General features: G+C 56.8%; 19 protein-coding genes. 11 read left to right on the forward strand and 8 right to left on the reverse strand.

Translation table 11 applies throughout. The annotated features are described in order from the left end of the window. Positions 1-81 precede the first annotated feature (81 nt). The 3 genes from EOV40_RS03670 to aroB form a co-directional block, all read right to left on the reverse strand. Positions 82-585 (reverse strand): GtrA family protein, encoded by a 504-nt coding sequence (locus tag EOV40_RS03670; protein ID WP_050819485.1) that lies wholly within the window; start codon positions 583-585, stop codon positions 82-84. A gap of 99 nt (positions 586-684) precedes the next feature. Then, the gene (locus tag EOV40_RS03675) at positions 685-1,815 is read right to left on the reverse strand and encodes an OmpA family protein (RefSeq protein ID WP_050819486.1); all 1,131 of its coding nucleotides are present in this window, start codon (positions 1,813-1,815) and stop codon (positions 685-687) included. Positions 1,816-2,159: 344 nt separating this feature from the next. Beyond that, positions 2,160-3,893 (reverse strand): 3-dehydroquinate synthase, encoded by a 1,734-nt coding sequence (gene aroB / locus EOV40_RS03680; RefSeq protein ID WP_128105077.1) that lies wholly within the window; start codon positions 3,891-3,893, stop codon positions 2,160-2,162. Between the two features lie 62 nt (positions 3,894-3,955). Here aroB and EOV40_RS03685 point away from each other — a divergent pair, with 62 nt between their 5' ends. The 3 genes from EOV40_RS03685 to EOV40_RS03695 all read left to right on the forward strand — a co-directional run bounded on the left by EOV40_RS03685 (position 3,956) and on the right by EOV40_RS03695 (position 6,249). Next, on the forward strand, positions 3,956-4,294 hold the full coding sequence (locus EOV40_RS03685) for a hypothetical protein (RefSeq protein WP_004448996.1): 339 nt from the start codon (positions 3,956-3,958) through the stop codon (positions 4,292-4,294). A 3-nt stretch (positions 4,295-4,297) separates the two neighbouring features. Further along, entirely contained in the window at positions 4,298-5,218 is a 921-nt protein-coding gene (locus tag EOV40_RS03690) for a site-specific tyrosine recombinase XerD (protein ID WP_128105078.1), read from the forward strand. Between the two features lie 74 nt (positions 5,219-5,292). Next, a complete protein-coding gene (locus EOV40_RS03695) occupies positions 5,293-6,249 on the forward strand; it encodes an acetyl-CoA carboxylase carboxyltransferase subunit alpha (protein ID WP_050819488.1) in 957 nt (318 codons plus the stop codon). Between the two features lie 56 nt (positions 6,250-6,305). Here EOV40_RS03695 and EOV40_RS03700 read toward each other — a convergent pair whose 3' ends face one another. Then, positions 6,306-7,061, reverse strand: a complete 756-nt coding sequence (locus tag EOV40_RS03700; protein ID WP_050820370.1) for a competence/damage-inducible protein A — start codon at positions 7,059-7,061, stop codon at positions 6,306-6,308. 158 nt (positions 7,062-7,219) lie between these two features. Between EOV40_RS03700 and EOV40_RS03705 the strand changes: the two genes are divergently transcribed. From EOV40_RS03705 to EOV40_RS03715, 3 genes are read left to right on the forward strand one after another with little or no spacing between them, the layout of a single operon-like run. Then, entirely contained in the window at positions 7,220-8,845 is a 1,626-nt protein-coding gene (locus EOV40_RS03705) for a lysine--tRNA ligase (RefSeq protein ID WP_128105079.1), read from the forward strand. Positions 8,846-8,865: 20 nt separating this feature from the next. After that, the gene (locus EOV40_RS03710) at positions 8,866-10,953 is read left to right on the forward strand and encodes a lysylphosphatidylglycerol synthase domain-containing protein (protein WP_128105080.1); all 2,088 of its coding nucleotides are present in this window, start codon (positions 8,866-8,868) and stop codon (positions 10,951-10,953) included. A gap of 57 nt (positions 10,954-11,010) precedes the next feature. After that, positions 11,011-11,748 carry a MarC family protein gene (locus EOV40_RS03715; protein ID WP_003628324.1) on the forward strand — a complete coding sequence of 246 codons (738 nt, stop codon included), beginning with the start codon at positions 11,011-11,013 and terminating at the stop codon, positions 11,746-11,748. 14 nt (positions 11,749-11,762) lie between these two features. On the opposite strand, the gene EOV40_RS03720 is transcribed toward EOV40_RS03715, so the two are convergent. Both EOV40_RS03720 and tsaD read right to left on the reverse strand, forming a co-directional pair. After that, positions 11,763-12,584 (reverse strand): 23S rRNA (adenine(2030)-N(6))-methyltransferase RlmJ, encoded by an 822-nt coding sequence (locus tag EOV40_RS03720; RefSeq protein WP_128105081.1) that lies wholly within the window; start codon positions 12,582-12,584, stop codon positions 11,763-11,765. Continuing rightward, positions 12,581-13,687, reverse strand: coding sequence for a tRNA (adenosine(37)-N6)-threonylcarbamoyltransferase complex transferase subunit TsaD (gene tsaD, locus EOV40_RS03725; protein WP_128105082.1), 1,107 nt, complete (start codon positions 13,685-13,687; stop codon positions 12,581-12,583). The genes EOV40_RS03720 and tsaD overlap by 4 nt, the downstream gene beginning before the upstream one ends. Positions 13,688-13,832: 145 nt before the next feature. Between tsaD and hemC the strand changes: the two genes are divergently transcribed. Beyond that, positions 13,833-14,906, forward strand: coding sequence for a hydroxymethylbilane synthase (gene hemC / locus EOV40_RS03730; protein ID WP_128105083.1), 1,074 nt, complete (start codon positions 13,833-13,835; stop codon positions 14,904-14,906). 9 nt (positions 14,907-14,915) lie between these two features. Next, entirely contained in the window at positions 14,916-15,644 is a 729-nt protein-coding gene (locus EOV40_RS03735; RefSeq protein WP_128105084.1) for a uroporphyrinogen-III synthase, read from the forward strand. Positions 15,645-15,705: 61 nt separating this feature from the next. Here EOV40_RS03735 and secB read toward each other — a convergent pair whose 3' ends face one another. Further along, positions 15,706-16,203, reverse strand: a complete 498-nt coding sequence (gene secB, locus EOV40_RS03740) for a protein-export chaperone SecB (RefSeq protein WP_003628317.1) — start codon at positions 16,201-16,203, stop codon at positions 15,706-15,708. 126 nt (positions 16,204-16,329) lie between these two features. Then, positions 16,330-16,962, reverse strand: coding sequence for a histidine phosphatase family protein (locus EOV40_RS03745; protein ID WP_080986767.1), 633 nt, complete (start codon positions 16,960-16,962; stop codon positions 16,330-16,332). A 46-nt stretch (positions 16,963-17,008) separates the two neighbouring features. Here EOV40_RS03745 and EOV40_RS03750 point away from each other — a divergent pair, with 46 nt between their 5' ends. The 3 genes from EOV40_RS03750 (at position 17,009) to EOV40_RS03760 (ending at position 20,105) form a co-directional block, all read left to right on the forward strand. Then, positions 17,009-17,689 (forward strand): Tim44/TimA family putative adaptor protein, encoded by a 681-nt coding sequence (locus EOV40_RS03750; protein WP_050819496.1) that lies wholly within the window; start codon positions 17,009-17,011, stop codon positions 17,687-17,689. Further along, complete coding sequence (locus EOV40_RS03755; protein WP_128105085.1) at positions 17,686-18,543, forward strand: DNA-methyltransferase; 858 nt, start codon at positions 17,686-17,688, stop codon at positions 18,541-18,543. The genes EOV40_RS03750 and EOV40_RS03755 overlap by 4 nt, the downstream gene beginning before the upstream one ends. 134 nt (positions 18,544-18,677) lie before the next feature. Next, complete coding sequence (locus tag EOV40_RS03760) at positions 18,678-20,105, forward strand: cytochrome-c peroxidase (RefSeq protein WP_050819498.1); 1,428 nt, start codon at positions 18,678-18,680, stop codon at positions 20,103-20,105. Positions 20,106-20,196: the final 91 nt, after the last annotated feature.

Raw genomic sequence — 20,196 nt, forward strand, 5'->3', positions numbered from 1 at the left:
TTCTCTTAACCTGTGTTCCTGATGTAGCGCACCCTGCGCTGATCTGAAAGAGGGCAGAGAATGGCCGGTGATATGGCCAAATTATGTATCGGATGTTTGATGTGGGGTTGGGGCTGAAATTTCAACCGACATTTCAGCCAGTTCCAGCGCAGAAGCTGGCGGTTTTTCCCGAAAGACAACTTTCTGGCTCATGCTAAAATTGGCCAGCATGCCAGCCCCAGCCCCTGCGGCCAGCGCAATAATGGGGTGCTGCATACAAAACGGAAAAATATAGAAAAGCAGGTAAACAGTGCCGCGGTTGAGAAAAAAACCAAGGCTGTTGGCGCTTAGGAATCTGAGCCATTGCAGCACAGGGTGCTCATGGTGTCCTGCTCCTTTAAATGTCCAGATTCGGTTAAAAACCCAGTTAAGCGTGGCGGCTACAAAATAGGCCACCAATGTTGCAGCCGTAAGCCCGATAAGCGGGCGCAATGCGTAAACGGTGCCTGAATCCCACAAAAAACCAAGGCTGCCCACCATGCCAAACTTTATCAGGCGGATAAGCTTGGTTGTGGCGGCAGAAGGAGAGGGGGATGCATTGCTCATGGCATAAAGCTTTAAACTGGAATGCAGAAAAAGCAGACATAAAAAAAGAGGTGCCCGAAGGCACCCCTTTCTTTTTTCCGAAAACCGGAAGCAGGCCGATTAGTGGAGGATGATTTCCACGCGACGGTTCTGCGGTTCACGAGTGTTCGGGCCGGTCGGAACCAGCGGGTGAGCTTCACCGTAACCGTGCACGTCAATGGCGGAAGCCGGAACGCCGTCACGGATCAGTTCTGCCTTCACGCTGTCAGCACGACGCAGGGACAGACCCAGGTTGTACTTTTCACCGCGCGGGCCGGGGTGAGCAGCGGAGTTATCGGTGTAACCGTTAACTTCGATGCGGGTTGTCTGAACGTGGGTGGAAGCCTGAGCAGCTTCTGCCACGATCTGGCGAGCGCGAGCGGTCAGGACAGACTTATCCCAATCGAAGAACACCAGGTAGGAGCGAGCCGGCAGCGGAGCCGGAGCAGCAACAACCGGAGCCGGCGGCGGCGGCGGCGGAGCCGTATCGAACGCATAACGCAGGCCCAGAATGAACTGGTGGTTGAAGCGGTGATCGAAGTTCACGTTACCGCCGGTGCCCTTGGAACCGGAGTAGTGGAACGCACCGTCCATGAAGGAGCCCGGCTGACCGATCATGCGGTATTCCGTGGTCACCTGGAAGCCCGGGATGCCCGTGTCATAAGCGGCACCGACGATACCCTGGTAAGCGAAGCCACCGTTCGTGCCACCGATGCGGGTATGACCTGCGCCGTGAGCATAGTTGGTGTCAATCGGGTTGTAGTGCTGCCACAGGTAACCGGCACCAACACCAACAAACGGGGTTACAGGTGCATCGATACCGAACTGCTTCAGGTCGATATCATACAGCACGTTCACGAAACCGCCGTAGGACTGGTCGGAACCACGTGTATGACCCGGCAGGGACGTGCCCGGACGGTGGTCAATGTTGGAGTAGTTGTAAACGCCTTCAACTTCAGCGCGCAGGCCGTTGCCGAAGCCCCAACCGAACGCACCAAAACCGGTGAAGCCGGTGTTGTGGCGCAGCTGAGAGGAGGTTCCACCCGGAGGGGCGCCAGCAGCGTTTGCACCGTTGAGGTGAGCGTGCTGATTCTGAACCAGGTTATAACCACCGGCCACGTTTACATACGGGCCTGTAATCGTGGTGGCAGATGCGGCCGCCGGAGCCGCTGCCATCAGTGTCGTTGCAAGTAACGCCGTGCGGAGACGCATTTTTTGGTCCTCAATATTTCATCTGTTCGACTAACCCGCCAACCATTTCAGCGGGCAGGTCCAGCTAGATGCCTAAAGCCGTATAAAACGATCAGTTCCAAAATAGGAACCCGAAGCTTCATACTCTTAGTGATTACAAGCCATAACCGTGTTGTATTTGCAACAGTTCATTTCGTGGGACGAATATGTTTCTGGCGCAAAAGTATTTCCACGGTTTCTGGCCCTTTCCATAACATGTTGCAAAAGCATGTATCTCGCTCTCATTCTCGTCTGATTAAGGCGGAATTGCGGCAAGGTGACACATTTACAACCCGATAACTTACAGCGGTGTAGGGTCGCTGCTTTTAAGCCACGCTTCCGTCTGCTTCCAGCACATCTCTCACGGCTGCTGCGGGCACATCCCGCGTGGTAAATGCCTGACCGATTCCGTGCGCCAGCACAAAGGAAAGGCGCCCGTCCTGCATCTTCTTGTCGCGCTGCATATGGGCCATCAGATCCTGCGTGCGGAAGGTGTGGGGCAGGTCTCGGATATGTGCGGGCATGCCCAAGGCTTCCAGATGGCGATTCACACGCTCCATGTCTGCACGCGGGCACAGGCCCAGACGGACGGAAAGCGCAAAAGCCAGATTCAGGCCGATGGAAACGGCCTCGCCATGCAAAAGGCGGCCATCGTAACCCAGTTCGGCTTCCAGTGCGTGGCCAAATGTGTGGCCCAGATTGAGCAGGGCACGGCCATTGTTTTTTTGCTGCTCGCGCTCATCTGCTGCCACAACACGGGCTTTGAAGGCGCAAGCTTGCTGTACAGCCATTGCCAGCGCTTCTGGGTCCTGATCCAGCACGGCGGCGCCGTTTTCTTCACACCATGCAAACAGTGCTTCGTCCCCAATGAGGCCGGACTTCACAATTTCGGCATAACCGGCCACCAACTCGCGGCGCGGCAGGGTTGCAAGGGTGGATACATCTGCCAGCACGCAAAGTGGCTGATGGAATGCCCCCAACAGATTCTTGCCCCAGCGGGTGTTGATGCCCGTTTTGCCACCAACTGAAGAATCGACCTGAGAGAGCAATGTGGTGGGAATCTGCACAAAGGGCAGCCCGCGCAGGGTGGTTGCAGCCACGAATCCGGCCAGATCCCCCACCACGCCGCCGCCCAGCGCAATAATACTGGTGCGGCGTTCTATGCCGTGCTCCAGAATGTTGTCTGTCAGCTTTTTATACATCTCCAGACACTTGGTCTGTTCCCCCGGCGGCACGCGCAGGCTGCGGGATGTAATGCCGGTTTCCGCCAAAGCGGTTTCCAACTGATGCAGATAGCGCGGGGCCACGTTTTCATCCGTAATGATGACCACGTTTTTCTGAGGCAGTACCGGGGCCAGCAAGGCACCCGCGCGGCTAATCAGATTCGTGCCGATCACCACATCATAAGATGTATGCGCCAAGGTGACAGGTAACCTTAACGGGCGGCGCGAAAGGGCAAGGGCTTCCATAACGCGCGTGGTTGTGTGCTCCACGTTGTTGTCTCCACAATCAACAATAATATCTGCCTCGGCATAAACCGGATGGCGGATGGCCATAAGATTTTCCAGCACTTCACGCGGGGATGTCGTGTTCAGCAGAGGGCGGTGCGTGCGCCCGCTTACGCGGCGCACCAGCACGGGCAGGGGGCATCGCAGCCAGATGGATACTGCACGCTCACGCACCAGGGTGCGGGTGGTGGAATCCATAAACGCACCGCCGCCAGTGGCCAGCACCATGGGCGGGCCTTCCAGCAACCTGCGAATTACCCGCCGCTCTCCATCACGAAAGGCGGCTTCACCATAGAGGCGAAAAACATCTGCAATAGAACAGCCGGCTGCGCGTTCTATTTCTACATCGGCATCCACAAATGGCAGCCCCAGCCGGGTGGCAAGGGGGCGGCCAATGGTGGTTTTTCCTGCTCCCATAAGGCCTACAAGCACGATGCTGCGGCCAAAGGGAATAATGCCAGAACCATGGTTACGGCTGACCCGTTCCAGATCAAGCGGAATGGGTGGTGGGTCCGTTGTTTCGGAGTGGGGAGAAGAGATACGTGATGACATGGAACACAGCTTAACATACAGCAGACAGAACACACCTATATCAGTTAAGGGAGCCAAGCTGCATGAACCGCACGGTTCTGATTGTTGCCGCCGCAGTGTTTGCGGTTGTTCTGGGCGGTTTTGCCGCGCTGGGCCTAAGCGCACATCCACCCGTCCCCCAGCCAGTGCATCGTGATCTGCCGCTGGCTGCCCCGGCTACTTCTGCTGCTGCGCCAAGCGTGGCGGTGCCTGCTGCTCCTCCGGCTCCGGTCGTTTCTGCGGTTGTGCCTGCGGCTCCGGCTCAACCCACCATTACGCCTGCCGCGCCGCCGGCCCCGCCAGCAGCCGTTGCACCACCAGCACCTGTGGCACCTCCGCCGCCGGTTGCAGCTCCCGCTCCGGCAGCACCAGCACATCCGTAAGCCATGCTAAGCGGGGGCGTTGATCTTTTTCTGGAGATGCTGGCTGCCGAGCGTGCAGCCGCCCCCAATACGCTGGCTGCGTATGAAGCAGACCTGACCTCCTGCGCTGAAAGTCTGGCGCGGGAGGGGCAAACCCTGCAAACGGCCACAACCGAGGGTTTGCAAAACTGGATGGCTGCATTGGTAGGCAGCGGGCAGGCGCGGCGCACGGTTGCGCGGCGCTTGTCCTGCATCCGGCAGTTTTATCTGTTTTTGCTGCGTGAAGGCATGCGCGCGGATAACCCGGCAGCGCATCTGGATAGCCCCAAACCCCGCACACCTTTGCCTCGTTTTTTATCCGAATCGGAAGTGCTTGCGCTGCTGAATGCCTGTGCAGAGCCCGCCGGGGCATCCTTGGCCAAAAAACGACGCGGCATTTTGGCCAAGGCGGCGCTGGAACTGCTGTATGCCTCTGGTCTGCGTATTTCCGAATTATTGGCGCTACCACGTAAAGCCATAGCCGGTGACCAGCGCATGATCATGGTGCGCGGCAAAGGCGGGCGGGAACGTTTGGTGCCGCTTTCAGACAGTGCGCGGGAAGCCGCACAGGCTTTGCTGGAAGTGGATGCGCATTTGGAAAGTCCATTCCTGTTTTCCGGTCGCGACCCTGCAAAACCCATGACACGGCAGGCGTTTGACCGGATTCTGCACACGGTGGCCATACGGGCAGAAATAGATCCGGCGCGCCTTTCCCCCCACGTGCTGCGCCATTCCTTTGCCACGCATTTGCTGGCGCATGGGGCAGATTTGCGCGCTTTGCAGATGTTGCTGGGGCATGCAGACATCGCCACCACCCAGATTTACACCCATGTGCAGACAGAACGCCTGCAAAAGGCCGTGCAGGCGCATCACCCTTTGGCGGCGGATTCTGCCCACACCAAGTGAAAAATCGACATTCAGATATGTTTGGTTGCATGAAGTGACTTGGTTTTACACGTCATTGTGCTATCCGCTTCTGCATGCGTCAGTTCCTGGATTTCGAAAAGCCCGTCGCCGAACTTGAAAACAAGATCGACGAACTGCGGCAAATGACTGACCCCAACGGGGTCAACATAGAAGAAGAAACGGCCCGTCTTTCTGAAAAGGCGGAAAAGCACCTGCGTGCCATCTATGCCAAGCTTACGCCGTGGCAGAAGGTGCAGGTGGCCCGCCATGCGCAGCGTCCGCACACGCAGGACTATGTGAATGCGCTGATAACAGACTTTACACCGCTGGCGGGAGACCGCCTGTTTGCAGATGATAAAGCTGTTATTGGCGGCATGGGCCGTTTTGACGGCACACCGGTTATGGTGATCGGGACTGAACGCGGCTCAGACCTGGAAACCCGGCTCCAGCATAATTTTGGCATGGCGCGGCCAGAAGGCTACCGCAAGGCGCAACGGCTGATGAGAATGGCCGGGCACTTTAACATGCCGATTCTAACATTTATTGATACCGCAGGCGCATGGCCCGGTATTGATGCCGAACAGCGCGGGCAGGCTGAAGCCATTGCCCGTTCTATTGCTACCTGTTTTGAAGTGCCCGTACCGCTTGTTGCCACTGTAATTGGTGAAGGTGGTTCTGGTGGTGCTGTGGCGCTGGGTGCTGGTGACCGGGTGATGATGTTGGAAAACGCCATCTACTCCGTTATCTCGCCCGAAGCCTGTGCCTCCATTTTGTGGCGTGATCCCAAGCAGGCCAGCACGGCGGCAGAAACACTGCGGCTGACGGCGCAGGATTTGCAAAAGCTGGGGCTGATTGACCGGATTATTCCCGAACCCGTGGGCGGCGCGCAGCGTGAACCCGCAGTGGCTATCGAGTCTGTTCGCACCGCGCTGACAGAAGAACTTAAAACGCTTCTGCCAATTGCTCCGGCACGCCTGAAAGAACTGCGGCGTGAAAAGTTTCTGGCAATGGGGCGCGAAGCCCTGAGCTAACACACGCAGTGTTACCTCCCCACTGGCGCAAAACCGGCGGGGAGGAAGTTAAGGCGTTAGACAGGCGGTTCTCCTTCTATGGGGGTGCCGCCTTTTGTTTTGATAAGATCATGGATAGCGCTGGCTGCTTCTTCCACCTCGGCGCGGTTCTGTCCTTTGGCCACAAGTGCTACACCGCGGCGGCCATCTTCTCGATGGAAAGGGTAGGATCCGATATCCAGATCCGGAAAGCGATTCTGAATATCCTCTAACCCGTCAGCCAATGTGCCTTCAAAAAGTGATGTGGTGTGCCATGTGCGAGAAAAGACTGGCGCGCCTTTTTGCAGGCTGGGGGCAAGGCTATCAAACATGCCGCGCATAATGCGGGGCACGCCCGCCATAACGTGCACATTGCCAATGCTAAAGCCCGGGGCCAGTGAAACCGGGTTTACAATGGGTGTGGCACCCTGCGGCAGCTTGGCCATGCGCTGGCGGGCGGCGTTAAATTCTTCCGGCCCAAAATAGGTTTCCAGCAGTTTGAAGGTGGGCGGGTGGAACTCCCACGGCACACCAAAAGCTTCGGCAACACAGGGGGCTGTGATGTCATCATGCGTGGGGCCAATGCCACCAGTGGTAAATACCTCATCATACTTTGCGCGCATTTCTGTCACGGTGTTGATGATGGTTTCCCGGATATCTGGAATCACACGGATTTCGCGCAGAGGAATCCCCAGTTCCCCTAAGCGGAGGGCCAGAAACTGGATGTTTTCATCTTTTGTGCGGCCGGAAAGGATTTCGTTGCCAATAAGAATAAGGGCGGAGGTGCGGCGCATGGGTTGGGCCTGTCCTTTGCTGAAGCCTTCTTGATTTAGGTATAAAGCATGAAACGCAGGGCTGTTAACGTCAATGATATGGTAAAATTTGCCTCTATCCATCCTGTGCTGCGCGTTTTTGGATTGACCGCAGCGTGTCCAGTTCATAGCTTCCCGCCATGTCAGAAAGCCGATCCGCTCCCGTTTCCGATCTTCCACGTGCCTGGCCTTTTGAGGAGGCGCGTAAACTAGCCGATCATGTTGGTGTGCGCAGCACCGCCAACGGTGAGGACGATGCACGCCCGGCGTTGCTGGAAACGGGCTATGGCCCTTCCGGCCTGCCGCATATTGGCACGTTTGGTGAGGTTGCCCGCACATCATGGGTGCGGCAGGCCTATACAGCCCTGACAGGCCGCCCCTCGCGCCTGCTGGCTTTTTCCGATGATATGGATGCCCTGCGCAAGGTGCCCGATAACGTGCCCCAGCGCGACATGCTGGAAAAATATATCGGTCAGCCACTTTCCCGCGTGCCAGATCCGTTCGGCACGCACGAATCGTTTGCCGCACATAACAACGCCCGTCTGTGCGCGTTTCTGGATAGCTTCGGTTTTGAATACGAATTTGCGTCTTCCACCCAGTATTACACCTCTGGCCGGTTTGATGCTGCACTCCGCCGCGTGCTGGAAGTGCATGATGAGATTCTAAAGGTTATCCTGCCCACCTTGGGGGCAGACCGGCGCGCCACTTATTCCCCCGTTCTGCCGCTGCACCCCCGTACGGGTGAGGTTATGCAGGTAAAGATGGACGCCATAGATGCCGCAGCCGGCACTGTGCGCTGGACAGACCCTTCCAACGGTGAGGTGTTTGAAACACCCGTAACCGGTGGCCACGCCAAAATGCAGTGGAAGGCCGACTGGGCCATGCGCTGGTATGCGCTGGGCGTTGATTACGAAATGTCTGGTAAGGATCTGATAGACAGCGTGCGGCTTTCTGGCCGTATCTGCAAGATTCTGGGCGGCACACCGCCTGCAGGGCTGACATATGAGCTATTTCTGGATGAAAAAGGCCAGAAGATTTCCAAATCCAAGGGCAACGGGCTTTCTGTTGAAGAATGGCTACGTTACGCCCCGCCAGAAAGCCTTGGGCAGTTCATGTTCAACCAGCCGCAGCGTGCCAAGCGGTTGTATTTTGATGTCATCCCCAAAACGGCGGATGAATATCTGACACATGTTGATAAGGCCAAGGTGCTGCAGGCCGAAAACCCCAAGGGGAATGACCTGCGCGCCAACCCGGCATGGTTTATCCATAAAGGCCATATCCCCGAAGATGCGGGCAGCCCGGTACCGTTTAGCATGCTGCTGAACCTTGCCAGCGTTGCCAATGCAGAAACGCCAGAAGTGCTGTGGGGCTTTATCCGCCGGTATGATGCTGCCGTTTCGCCCGAAACGCACCCCATGCTGGCATGTTTGGTGAAACATGCTGTAGCGTATTACGCAGATTTCGTGCGCCCGGCCAAAACCTTCCGCGCGCCAACCGAGCAGGAACGTGCTGCGCTAACGGATCTGGCAGAGTGCCTGCGTGGGTATGAAGGTGAGGCCGCAGATGCCTCTACCTTGCAGAATCTGGTGTTCGAGGTAGGCAAGCGCCACGCGTTTGAGCCGCTGCGTAGCTGGTTTACCTGTTTGTATGAAGTTCTGCTGGGCCAGAAGGAAGGGCCGCGCTTTGGCGGCTTTGTTGCGCTGTATGGCGTGGCAGAAACTGTGGCCCTGATAGATACAGCCCTCCTGCGTGAGACGCAGGTTTAAAACATAGCGCCGCAAGTTACATGACGCAGACCCCACCCCCACCAGCTCCCCCTTCTTCGCTTCCGGGCGGAGGGGGATGGAAAAAGTGGCTCAAGCATCTGCCGCATATTCTTGGCCTGCTGCTTATGGTGGCGGCCATTGTGGTGGTGCAGCATGAACTGCGGCACCTGCGTATTTCAGACATCCGCCACGCCATGGAGGCCATTCCGGCCCGACAGATGTGGATGGCGGTTGGCTGCACGCTGCTGTCTTACTTTATCCTGTCCTTTTATGATCGGCTGGCCGTCATTCAGGTGGGGTATAGTAAGCTACCTTTTCGGCGGGCGGCTTTTGCGGCGTTCTGTTCCTACGTGCTTTCGCACAATCTGGGCTTTTCTGCCGTGTCTGGCGCGGCGGTGCGGTATCGGCTTTACCGCAATTGGGGCGTTAATTCCTTTGCCATAGCCCAGATTATAGCCTTCTGCTCCGCCACCTATCTGTTGGGTGCTGCGGTGCTGATAGGTGCGGTGCTGATCTGGGAGCCCACGGTGCTGCCGGGCATTGGCCACCGTGTGCCCGCATCTGTGCTGGCGGTTATTGGCGCGCTGATGTGGTGCGGTGTGGCCGCTTACATCGGGCTGGCGTTTAAGGTGCGGGAATTCCGCTTCCGCAAATGGGTGGTGGAACTGCCATCCCCCCGTATGGCCATTATGCAAACACTGGTGGCCACGGCAGAGGTTGCGGCTACGGCCAGCATTGCTTTTGTGCTGCTTCCCCCCAGTGCCGGGGTGGATTTTGGATCTTTTCTGGCCATTTACATTGCGTCTTACACAGCCGGGCTGGTGGCCAGTGTGCCGGGCGGTCTGGGTGTGTTTGATGGGGCCATGCTGCTGGCTTTAGGCCCCTATATGCCAGCACCGCAGATTTTGGGCATGGTGCTGATTTTCCGGCTTTTCTATTACATTATTCCGCTGTTTCTGGCGGGGATCATGTTTGCCGGGCACGAGCTGTTTTTGCGCGGTGATGCTGCTCTGGCAGAAAAGAAAAACCGCAAGATACAAAACAACCCGGATGCCGCCGCGGCTCCGGCGCCCGCGCAGCGCAGGCCCAGCCAGGTTGTGCGGGAAAGTGAGGCCGCTTTTTCTGTGGCCGTGGCAACGGGTACGGTTTCACTTTGCGGGGTTATGCTGATCTGTCTGGTGATGCTGGACCCCGTGCCCAAATTTGCCATGGTGCCAGAAAGCCTGCTGACAATGGCCCGTGTGGGCGGCAACTATGTGCTTTCCCTTATGGGTGTAGTGCTTATCAGCTTGGCTATTGGGCTTTCCCAGCGGGTTACGCTGGCATGGCGTGGCGCGCTGTATCTGCTGCTTACCGCAACTGTGCTGACGTTTTTGCGCGGTAATACGTTTTTTGTGCCGGTTATGCTGGGGCTTTCTGCGCTGTTTATTGCGCCGTTCCGCTCCTGCTATTACCGGCACGCGCGGCTTTTGAGCGAACCTCTTTCCACCGGAACCCTGCTTTCCTTGCTGCTGCTGTTTGGCTGTGTGATCGCACTGGCCACCCGGCATGATACGTCTGGTAGTTGGTGGCAGATGATGCTGGCCACACATGCCCGGGGTTCCGTACGCTGGACAATCGCGCTTTCTGTGGGCTTGGCGCTGTTTGTTGTGGCGCGGCTGATGTGGCCGGGGCGTATTGCCGTGCGGGAGTGGGATGAAGATGCCTACACCCATTATAAAAATCTGGATCACGCCCTGCCAGATATTCAGGCATTTCAGCCTCAGGGGTATGTGACAGGGGAAGCGGGAGAGGCCATTTTGCCGCTTTACCGGCGAGATGCCTATCTGGTGGCATTGGGGGACCCGGCAGGGGAAGAAACAGACAGTATTTCTGCTATCTGGAAATTTCGGGATCTGGCCTTGCAGGAAAGGCTAAAACCCGTGTTTTGGCAGGTGGGAAATGACTTCCTGCGTATTTACGATGATATCGGGCTGAGTGTATGGGCACTTAATGATGGCAGTGGATTTAATTTCTGCTATCCAGCGGACGATATTGCGCAGGCATCACGCTTTGTTAAAACGTACAAGGGTGGTGCGGGCAATTTGGTGCCATCAGATTTTTCGTGATGAAACGGTGTTTCCTCGGGTAGAGGGCGGATGCCTCGGACAGAACGGTGAGGGGTTATGTCAGCTCATTTTCCCGCAATGCTGTTAACAGCAACAGCATTTACATCTTCCATTTCCTCGTTTCTGCTGGCGTTTCCTGCGCTGTTTTCCATTGTAAACCCGTTTGGGGCTGCGCTTATTTTTGCGCAGGCAACAGCAGGCCGCTCGCAAACTGAAATTATGGCACTGGCGCGGCTGGTGTCTTTTTACTCCCTCTGCCTCATCATGGCCTCGCTTTGGCTGGGCAGTATGGTGCTGGCGTTTTTCGGTATCACCGTAAATGCGCTGCGCGTTGCCGGTGGGCTGGTTGTGGCTGTGCGTGCGTGGGATCTGCTGCAAAGCCCGGAAACGGTTGAAGCACAAAAGGAAAAGCAGGCTCTGCAAGGTGGCCGTACGGTTATGGCCCCTAACTGGGCCGATGCCGCGTTTTTCCCGCTTGCCATGCCGTTTACGGTGGGGCCGGGCACAATTGCCGTGGCCATTGCCCTTGGTTCTGGCTGCCCGGCAGATGAACCTTTCTGGGCGTACACCATTGGCACCACGCTGGCTGGTGTGTGTGTTGTGGCTATTGTATGGGCCGCTTATTCTGGCGCGGATAAGCTGGTATCCATGCTGGGTGTGACCGGCACGCGTATTGTCAGCCGTATGGCAGCGCTGGTGCTGCTGTGCATTGGTGTGCAGATTTTGGCCGCAGGCGTGCAGGGCTTTGCCACAGATATGTGGCGGCACCTGCTTGCCATAAAACTACACGCATAACGCCAGTAAGGGCGTTATTCCGCTACAAGCTGGGTGATGCAGCTTTCATGCGCGCCCAGCACGTGTTGCAGCCGTTCAAGCTGTGCGCCTGCTTTTTCTGCAAAGCCAAATGGCGGGCGGATAACAAGTAGGCCCGCGCCGTTAAGCTGATCCGGGTTGTGTGGCGGGCGCATAAGCAGTTCTGCTACGCAGATATTGCGGATACCGGTGCCCATGAGCGTTTCATGAAAAATCCGAACCGGCGTGCGGTGCTTGATGGGGTACCAAATAGCAATAATTGCATTGGCAAAGCGGGCCTGAATGGTTTGCACCGCTTGTGCGAGCCGGTCGAATTCTCCCGGTTCTTCAAATGGTGGATCAATCAAAATCAGCCCGCGCTTGGCGGTTTTTGGGGGTAACAGGGCACGCAGGGCCTCGTAAGCATCGCGCTCATGCACCGTGACATTGGGGGTGTTGCTAAAGAGCCGGTAAAGGCTGCGTTTATCTTCTGGGTGCTTTTCGCAGCAGATTAACGAATCCTGCGCCCGCAGCATTTGCGCAATAATAAGCGGGGAACCGGGGTAATACTCAGGCCCGCCGGCTTTTTTTACCTGCTCCAGCCAATCTGCCAGCGGGCTGGCGGCATCCTCATTCCACAGCTTGCCAATGCCATCTCGCCATTCCTGCGTTTTTTCGGCTTCTGGGCTGTGCAGATCATACCGGCCAATACCGGCATGCGTGTCCAGCACCATAAAAGGTGCGGGTTTGCGCAAAAAACTTTGCAGCAGGGTAACCAGCAGGGCGTGTTTCATGCAGTCGGCAAAGTTGCCGGCGTGGTAGGCGTGGCGATAGTTCATGCGGAGGGTGTTTCTGCTTCAAAACGGCTGGCCATATCTTCCAGTGGCCAGCGCGGGCGAGGGCGTAGGGCGTTATCGTTTACGGGGGGCAGATTGCACTCTGCGGCTTTCTGCCATGTTTCCAAGGCTGCCCACCCCACCATAACGGCGTTATCTGTGCATAGGCGCAAAGGCGGGGCTGCAAAGCGCAGGCCGCGTTGTGCTGCTGTTTTTTCTAACGCTGCGCGCAAAACCGTATTTGCGGCCACGCCACCGGCAGCTACCAGAAGTTTGGCTTCGGGCATCATATCCAGTGCGTGTTCAATACGGTTGGTCACCACATCAGCCACAGCCTGCTGGAAGGAAGCTGCCAGATCTGCCGCAAACTGGCGGGGCAGAGGCTCTTTGCCAAAAGGTACAAGCTTTTGAGAGATAGCGGTTTTTAGGCCGGAAAATGAAAAATCGCAGCCTTCACGCCGCCAGAGTGGGCGGGGCAGGGAAATGGCCTTGGGGTTGCCCTCACGCGCCAGTTTTTCCAGCTCTGGCCCACCGGGCCAGCCAAGGCCCAGCATTTTGGCAACCTTATCAAAGGCTTCACCGGCAGCATCATCAATCGTGCCGCCCAGTTTGCGGTAATGGCCTACGCCTTCTACGGCAATGCACTGGCAATGGCCGCCAGAAACCAGCAGCAGCAGGTAGGGGAAGGGCGCGCCATCGGGCACAATGCCGGGCAGACGGGCTGTGAGGGCATGGGCCTCTACGTGGTTGACCGCTACAAACGGAATGCCCAGCGCCAATGCCAGCCCCTTGGCAAAACCACTGCCCACAATCAGCCCGCCAATAAGTCCCGGCCCTGTGCTGGCGGCAATGAAAGACAGAGTCGCCGGGGCGATGTTGGCATCCTGCAAAGTGGCCTTAACCAGATTCGGCAACAGGGCCAAATGGGCGCGGGCGGCAATTTCGGGCACCACGCCGCCAAAATCTGCATGCCCGTCCTGAGAAATAACACGCTGCGCAAGCACGGTGCCATCGGGGGCCAAAATGGCGCATGCGGTTTCATCGCAAGAAGATTCAATGGCCAGTATTGGGCCATCAGGCCTGCGGTTTTGTGCGGTTTCGTTCATGGACGCATCATGCAAAACGGCGTATCCTTACGGCAACGCAATAGATGGACGGGGGCGGAATGTTTTTTCGGTCGCGCAAGTTTTTCAGACCAGCCGGGCATCATCACTTCTTGTCCTTTCTCTACTCCCGGTAATAGACACTCTTATGGATTCAGCCTACCCTTCCTCATCCGCCCCTTCTCCTGCGTTGCAGGAACTTGCGGCGGAAGCGGCGGCCCGCCAGAAAAAGGCAAGTGGCCATTCTGGGCGCCGCACCCTGCCTTTGCGTGTTGGCACGCGGGGTTCGCCCCTCGCGCTGGTGCAGACGCGCGCCTTTCTTACCACACTGACACGCTTCTGCCCCGTTTTGCGGGATATGGGCGCGTTTCAGGAACACCAGATTAACACCACGGGTGATCAGGTGCAAAATCGGCGTTTGGCCGAAATTGGTGGTAAAGGCCTGTTTGCAAAGGAAATTCATGAAGCCCTGGCCGATGGGCGGATTGATTTTGCCGTGCACAGCCTCAAAGATCTGGAAACCACGCTGCCCCCCGGCCTTGTGCTGGCCTGCACGCTTAAGCGGGAAGATGCGCGTGATGCCCTGATTCTCAGCCCCGGCCTTGCGCAGTCCGATCCGGATGATCCGTATTCCGCCCTGCCAGAAGGTGCGCTTATTGGCTGTGCATCCGTACGCCGGCAGGCGCAGATGCTGCATGTGCGCCCAGACCTGCAATTTGGTCTGCTGCGCGGCAACGTGCAAACCCGACTCGATAAACTCGCGGCCCATCAGTGTCAGGCCACGCTGTTGGCTCTTGCCGGGCTTAAGCGCCTTGGCATGGCAGAACGCGCCAGCATTGTGCTGGACCCCACAGTTATGGTGCCAGCCGCAGGGCAGGGCATTGTGGGCGTAACCGTGCGCGAAGATGATATTGAACTGCGCGAACTGCTCTCTGCGATTGAAGATTACGAGGCCCGTGCCGTTGCCACGGCAGAGCGCTCCCTGTTGGCAGAGCTGGATGGTTCGTGCCGCACGCCTATTGGTGGCTACGCGCAGCTTATTCCCATCGTGGCGGGGGAAGACCCCAAACTGCACCTTACGGGCCTTGTTGCGCGTGAAGATGGGTCCTTCCTGTTAAAGCGCAGTATCACGGGCCTGCCGGAAGATGCTGCAAGACTGGGTAAGGAACTGGGTGAAAGCCTGCGTAAAGACAGCCCGTCTGATATTTTTGAGGAAAACTGAGGTAAGGCCATGCATCCGCGTGGCGTGATTATCACGCGCCCGGAACCGGGACTGAGTGAAACAATGGCAGCCGTTGCAGATGCAGGCTGGCTGCCATTGGCCTCACCTGCATTGGTTGTGCAGCGATATACGTTGCGCTTACCGAAAAAATTACCCGCAGCCATACTCCTTACCAGTGGGCAGGCTGTTTCTGCTGTGGTGGCAGCAGCACAGCAGGCCAAGGCGCTGGATATACCGGTTTACGCGGTAGGGGATCGCACAGCCCAACGGGCGCGAGATGCCGGGTTTACGCATGTTAAAAGTGCGGATGGTGATGCCCGTGCGCTTGTTGCGCTTTTACAAACTCACCAACAGCCAGAATGTGGCAGCCTGTTGCTATGTTCTGGGGCTGGGCAAGGCGTAGAGCTTGCCGCTTGGTGCAGGCAGGCCGGGTTTAAGGTTGTGCGCCGGGTTGTTTATGCAGCCAAACCAATCCAGCACATAAACGCGCAAACGTGCACAGCCATTCAGGCCGCCAAGGTGGCGGTGGTTCTGTTTTTTTCAGCAGAGAGTGCGGTTGGTTGGTTGGCCGCTTTGCCAAAGGCAGAACAGAATGTGTTGGCCGCGCAAGCAAGAGCCGTGGTGATATCTGGCCGTGTGGCCGGTGTGCTGCGTGCCGCCGGTTGGCAAAACGTGCGCATTGCAGACCATGTATCCGCCGCAGCGGTTATGGATGCTTTGGGGGCATATCCCGCATAAAAAACCTCCGCACCCGTAAGTGCGAAGGCTTTTTGTAACCCTTGCAACAAGGGCAACGCGATTATGCGTGGCCTGCTGCTTCGGGGAATTCTGCGCGGCGTGCCTGCCACAGAGCCACAAAGTCGATCGGCTGCAGCACGATGGGCGGGAAGCCACCATCACGCGTGACATCGCTGATGATGTTACGTGCGTAGGGGAAGATCAGACGCGGCACTTCAACCAGCAGGATCGGTTCGATCAGTTCCTGCGGCGGGTTGGTCAGTGTTACCACAGCGGCGTAAACCAGCTCGGTCAGGAACACGGTGCGGCCAGCGGGGCCACCTTCCTTTTCCGGGGCTTCCTTGGCTTCTGCCTTAATGGACAGAACAACCTCGTAAACCATCTGGTCATCCTGCAGGCGGTTGGCCTGCACATCAATGTTCACGCCAATCTGGGGCTGGCTGCGCAGGGTGGCAAAAATTTCTGCACCAACCGGCACTTCAAACGACAGATCGCGGGTGTACTGCAGGTTAACGGCAAGCGGCAGTGCGGGTGGGGCACTCTGTTCTGTTTCAGACATCGGTTCTGCTTTCGTCAGCTTCAACTTTGGATACCCTTCGCGGTAGCATGCCCGCAGGCATCCGCCAACCGCAAGCGGCACGTTTGGCAGGGTATCTGGGCTGTGCGCACGCCTTTTTATGCGTGCTCAGGGTGAAAAATGCTGCCAGTCTCCATTTTCAAAACTCTCTCCGGTCAGGCTCAGCAAAAACCACCAGTGAGAAACCACAAGCGTTTCAGATGCTCTGGCATCCTGCGCCATGATCTGGCGGAACTGTTGTGCCCGGTTTTCCAGGCTTGCACTGCTTTCTGGCAGTGCAGACCACCAGTGCTCATCTATGTGGGCAAAATCCAGATGCGGCCATGCAGATGCCAGAACAGAGGCTGGTGTACCTTTATCGCATGAATACATGCCGCGTTCGCGCACAAGCGGCATAATTTGCGGGGTAATGCCCAAACGTTGCGCCAAAGGTGTGGCGGTTTGCAACGCACGTGTGAACGGAGAAACCAGTATGCGCCGGATTCCCCTATCCGCCAGCTTCAGGGCCAGTTCCTGCGCGTGGGCCTTGCCCTCAGCAGAAAGATGCGGGTCTTCCAACCCGGGGTCTCCCCCATGAAGGTTGTAATGGCGGTTGAATTCGCTTTCGCAGTGTCGCAGGATGATCATGATACCCGCAAGGTAGGAAGCATAATGCCCCTTTAGCAAGAGGGCAGGTGATTGTATCCCCCCATGCGCGTGACTATGTGATAAGTAACACGCGATTCTCCGGTTCTGTTTCATGTGCTGTGGCAGAACAGGCGCAAGGTTTTTGGTGGATGTAAGACAGATGGATTTTTCTCTCGGCCATTTCCCGGTCGATCTGGTGCTTCTGGCTCTGGTTGCAGCATTTCTGGTGCTGCGGTTGCGTAGCGTGCTGGGCAAGCGCGTGGGTATTCAGCCGGTACAGGTCAAGCTTCAGGTTCGGCCGGATGCAGCGCCCAGAGTTGTGGAAGGCAAGCCAGAGCAGGCTGAAACCGCGGCGGAATTTGATATTCCTGCTCCGGGCACGCGCGTGGGCACATTGCTGGCAGATATCCGGCAAAAAGATCCTTCCTTCACACCCCAGCAGTTTTTGAACGGTGCACAAATTGCATTCGCGCAGGTTGTGGGGGCCTATGCGCAAGGCAATGTGGATGTGCTAAAAACGTATCTGACCCCCGCAGTGCTTTCTGCGTTTGAGGCCGGTATTACAGCCCGCACCAATGCGGAAGAAACACAGCGCACAGATGTAAAAGCCATTCGGTCTCTGGCCATTGAGGATGTGCGCATTGCCCCTATGGAAGCTGGCACGGCAGCAGCCATTGATGTGCGCATTGTTTCTGACCAGATCAGCCTTGTGCTGAACAAGGAAGGTCAGCCGGTAACAGGCACGGATGCCGTTACCGAGTTTTCTGATCTGTGGACTTTTGAGCGCCTGCTGGATGTGAACGGCAGCACATGGCGCCTTGCGGCGGCGCGTAGTGCGTGAAAGCTGCCAAAGGTAACGGGGCATCCCGCGCCAACACCACATCCACCAAACCACCTCGCGCCCGCCGTTATAAAATTGGGCAGCAGGAAATTGTGATGGGTGACTGCCTGCGTGCGCTCAAGCGCGTGCCGGCGGAATCTGTGGATGTGGTTGTTACGTCCCCCCCTTATAATATCGGCCTGTCCTACCGCAGTTATCCAGACAGGCGGGAGGAAGAGGATTATCTGGACTGGATGCTGGAGGTTGCGCAGCAGTTGCAGCGCATCCTCAAGGATGATGGTTCATTCTTCCTGAATATTTCCGGCTCATCCGCACAGCCTTGGCTGCCGTTTGAACTGGCAGTGCGGCTGCGTGATCTGTTTGTGCTGCAAAATCATATTTCGTGGGTGAAATCCATTTCCGTGGGGGAAGACAGCTTCGGGCACTTCAAACCCATGAACAGCCAGCGGTTTTTGCACCGTGGGCATGAGCATGTTTTCCACTTTACGCTGCATGGAGATGTGCGGCTTGATCGGCTGCGCGCCGGGGTGCCGTATAAGGATAAATCCAATATCGCCCGCCGTGGCCACAGGCAGGATAGGCGCTGCCGGGGGGATACGTGGTTTATTCCGTATGAAACCGTGCGGGGCCGTGCAGAAAAGTTCGATCACCCCGGCACATTTCCTGTAGCGCTGCCTGAACAGTGCATTCTGCTGCATGGGCGTGAAGGTGCACGCGTGCTTGACCCATTTATGGGCACGGGCACCACGCTGCTGGCTGCCCAAAGGCTTGGCTGTTACGGGCTGGGGATGGAGCTGGATCCCGAATACGTGGCTATTGCTCGCGCACGTTTGAAAGATGATCTGGCGTCCTGAACACCTGATCATCGAAAATTTCAATTATTAAAATAAAAACAATCGTTTGGACATATTGATATGTATCAAACACAATGCAGGTAACAGCGCATAAAAGCTATTCAATCAAGGCGTAGAAATCAGGAGACCGGGTTTTGAAACGATTAATCGTGTCAGCAGTGGGTGCAGCTCTGCTGGCTTATGGTGGAACAGTCGCTTACCTGCAGCATTTTGACCATATTACAGCACCAGAATTACCAGCATCTTCCCCCACGCTGAAAGATCCTGTGGCACTGGCAGCCTTTAATGCCCTGCGTGAGGCACGGTGTGATTACTGCCATGCCGAACAGCGTGATCTGCCGTTTTACTTCCGCGTGCCGGTTGCCAAAGCGCTTATGGAAAAAGATCGCGCCAACGGGCTGCGTCATTTCCGTGTAGAGCCGGTGCTGGATGCGTTTGAACAGGGCACAGCCCCTACGGAAGAGCAGCTTTCCCGCATTGAGGAAGTGATTACGCAAAACCGTATGCCGCCAAACCTGTATCTGATGATGCACTGGCACGCCCATCTGTCTAATGCAGAGCGCGAAGCGGTGTTGAAATGGGTGCAGGATACGCGCCGCAAAAACTACAACAACACCGGTGCGGCAGAGCAGTTTGCAGCAGAACCTATTCGCCCCGTGCCAGAAAGCGTGGAAGCCGATCCGGCCAAATGGACACTGGGGCGCAAGCTGTTCTTTGATAAGAGCCTGTCGGGCGATAACACGCTCAACTGCGCAAGCTGCCATGGGCTGGATACCGGCGGGGTGGATAATCTGGTTACAGCCACCGGTATTGGTGGGCAGAAAGGCCCCATCAACACGCCTACAGTGTATGATGCCTACTTCAAGATGGCACAGTTCTGGAACGCCCGCGCCACCACGCTGGCAGAGCAGGCCGCTGGCCCTGTGATGAACCCGGTGGAAATGGGCTCTCATAACTGGGAGGAAGTGGCCAACAAGCTGAATGCCAACCCGGAATACGCACCGCTGTTTCAGGCTGCATTTGGCCCAGATGCCAAGGTTGATGAAAAAACCATCACCACGGCTATTGGCGAGTTTGAAAAAACGCTGGTCACGCCCAATGGCGCTTTTGATGAATACCTCAAAGGCAAGCCGGATGCCATTAGTGAGCAGGCCAAACGCGGGTATGAACGCTTTAAGGCCATTGGCTGCTCTGGTTGCCATACCGGCATTGGCGTGGGTGGACGCGGCATGGAAATCATGGGTCTTGAAGGTGATTACTTCAAGGACCGTGGTGGCAAGCTGACGGATGCTGATCAAGGCCGTTATGCCGTAACGCATGAACCGAGTGACATGAACCGCTTTGTGGTGCCTAACCTGCGTAATATTGAGCTAACAGGCCCATACTTCCATGATGGCAGCGTAAAAACGCTGGATGAGGCTGTGCGCAAAATGGCCCGTTACCAAACCCCGGATCAGAACATCTCTGATCAGGATGTGGCGGACATTGTGGCCTTCCTGAAAACGCTGACAGGGCGTTACGATGGTAAGCTGCTGACCAACAGCAATCCGGCTGCCAAATAGTAAATCTGGTGTAAGAAAAGCAGCCTTCCAAACGGGGGCTGCTTTTTTCTTTTCTTGAAAGATGGCCCGCAGGCAGGTGATAACCAAGCCT

It is taken from the genome of Acetobacter oryzoeni (assembly GCF_004014775.2).
Lineage (GTDB): Bacteria > Pseudomonadota > Alphaproteobacteria > Acetobacterales > Acetobacteraceae > Acetobacter > Acetobacter oryzoeni.

Bases quoted from the DNA above. Each gene is read 5' to 3' on its own strand.
- EOV40_RS03670 (WP_050819485.1), bottom strand. From the start codon at position 585: ATGAGCAATGCATCCCCCTCTCCTTCTGCCGCCACAACCAAGCTTATC.
- EOV40_RS03675 (WP_050819486.1), bottom strand. From the start codon at position 1,815: ATGCGTCTCCGCACGGCGTTACTTGCAACGACACTGATGGCAGCGGCT.
- aroB (WP_128105077.1), bottom strand. From the start codon at position 3,893: ATGTCATCACGTATCTCTTCTCCCCACTCCGAAACAACGGACCCACCA.
- EOV40_RS03685 (WP_004448996.1), top strand. From the start codon at position 3,956: ATGAACCGCACGGTTCTGATTGTTGCCGCCGCAGTGTTTGCGGTTGTT.
- EOV40_RS03690 (WP_128105078.1), top strand. From the start codon at position 4,298: ATGCTAAGCGGGGGCGTTGATCTTTTTCTGGAGATGCTGGCTGCCGAG.
- EOV40_RS03695 (WP_050819488.1), top strand. From the start codon at position 5,293: ATGCGTCAGTTCCTGGATTTCGAAAAGCCCGTCGCCGAACTTGAAAAC.
- EOV40_RS03700 (WP_050820370.1), bottom strand. From the start codon at position 7,061: ATGCGCCGCACCTCCGCCCTTATTCTTATTGGCAACGAAATCCTTTCC.
- EOV40_RS03705 (WP_128105079.1), top strand. From the start codon at position 7,220: ATGTCAGAAAGCCGATCCGCTCCCGTTTCCGATCTTCCACGTGCCTGG.
- EOV40_RS03710 (WP_128105080.1), top strand. From the start codon at position 8,866: ATGACGCAGACCCCACCCCCACCAGCTCCCCCTTCTTCGCTTCCGGGC.
- EOV40_RS03715 (WP_003628324.1), top strand. From the start codon at position 11,011: ATGTCAGCTCATTTTCCCGCAATGCTGTTAACAGCAACAGCATTTACA.
- EOV40_RS03720 (WP_128105081.1), bottom strand. From the start codon at position 12,584: ATGAACTATCGCCACGCCTACCACGCCGGCAACTTTGCCGACTGCATG.
- tsaD (WP_128105082.1), bottom strand. From the start codon at position 13,687: ATGAACGAAACCGCACAAAACCGCAGGCCTGATGGCCCAATACTGGCC.
- hemC (WP_128105083.1), top strand. From the start codon at position 13,833: ATGGATTCAGCCTACCCTTCCTCATCCGCCCCTTCTCCTGCGTTGCAG.
- EOV40_RS03735 (WP_128105084.1), top strand. From the start codon at position 14,916: ATGCATCCGCGTGGCGTGATTATCACGCGCCCGGAACCGGGACTGAGT.
- secB (WP_003628317.1), bottom strand. From the start codon at position 16,203: ATGTCTGAAACAGAACAGAGTGCCCCACCCGCACTGCCGCTTGCCGTT.
- EOV40_RS03745 (WP_080986767.1), bottom strand. From the start codon at position 16,962: ATGAAACAGAACCGGAGAATCGCGTGTTACTTATCACATAGTCACGCG.
- EOV40_RS03750 (WP_050819496.1), top strand. From the start codon at position 17,009: ATGGATTTTTCTCTCGGCCATTTCCCGGTCGATCTGGTGCTTCTGGCT.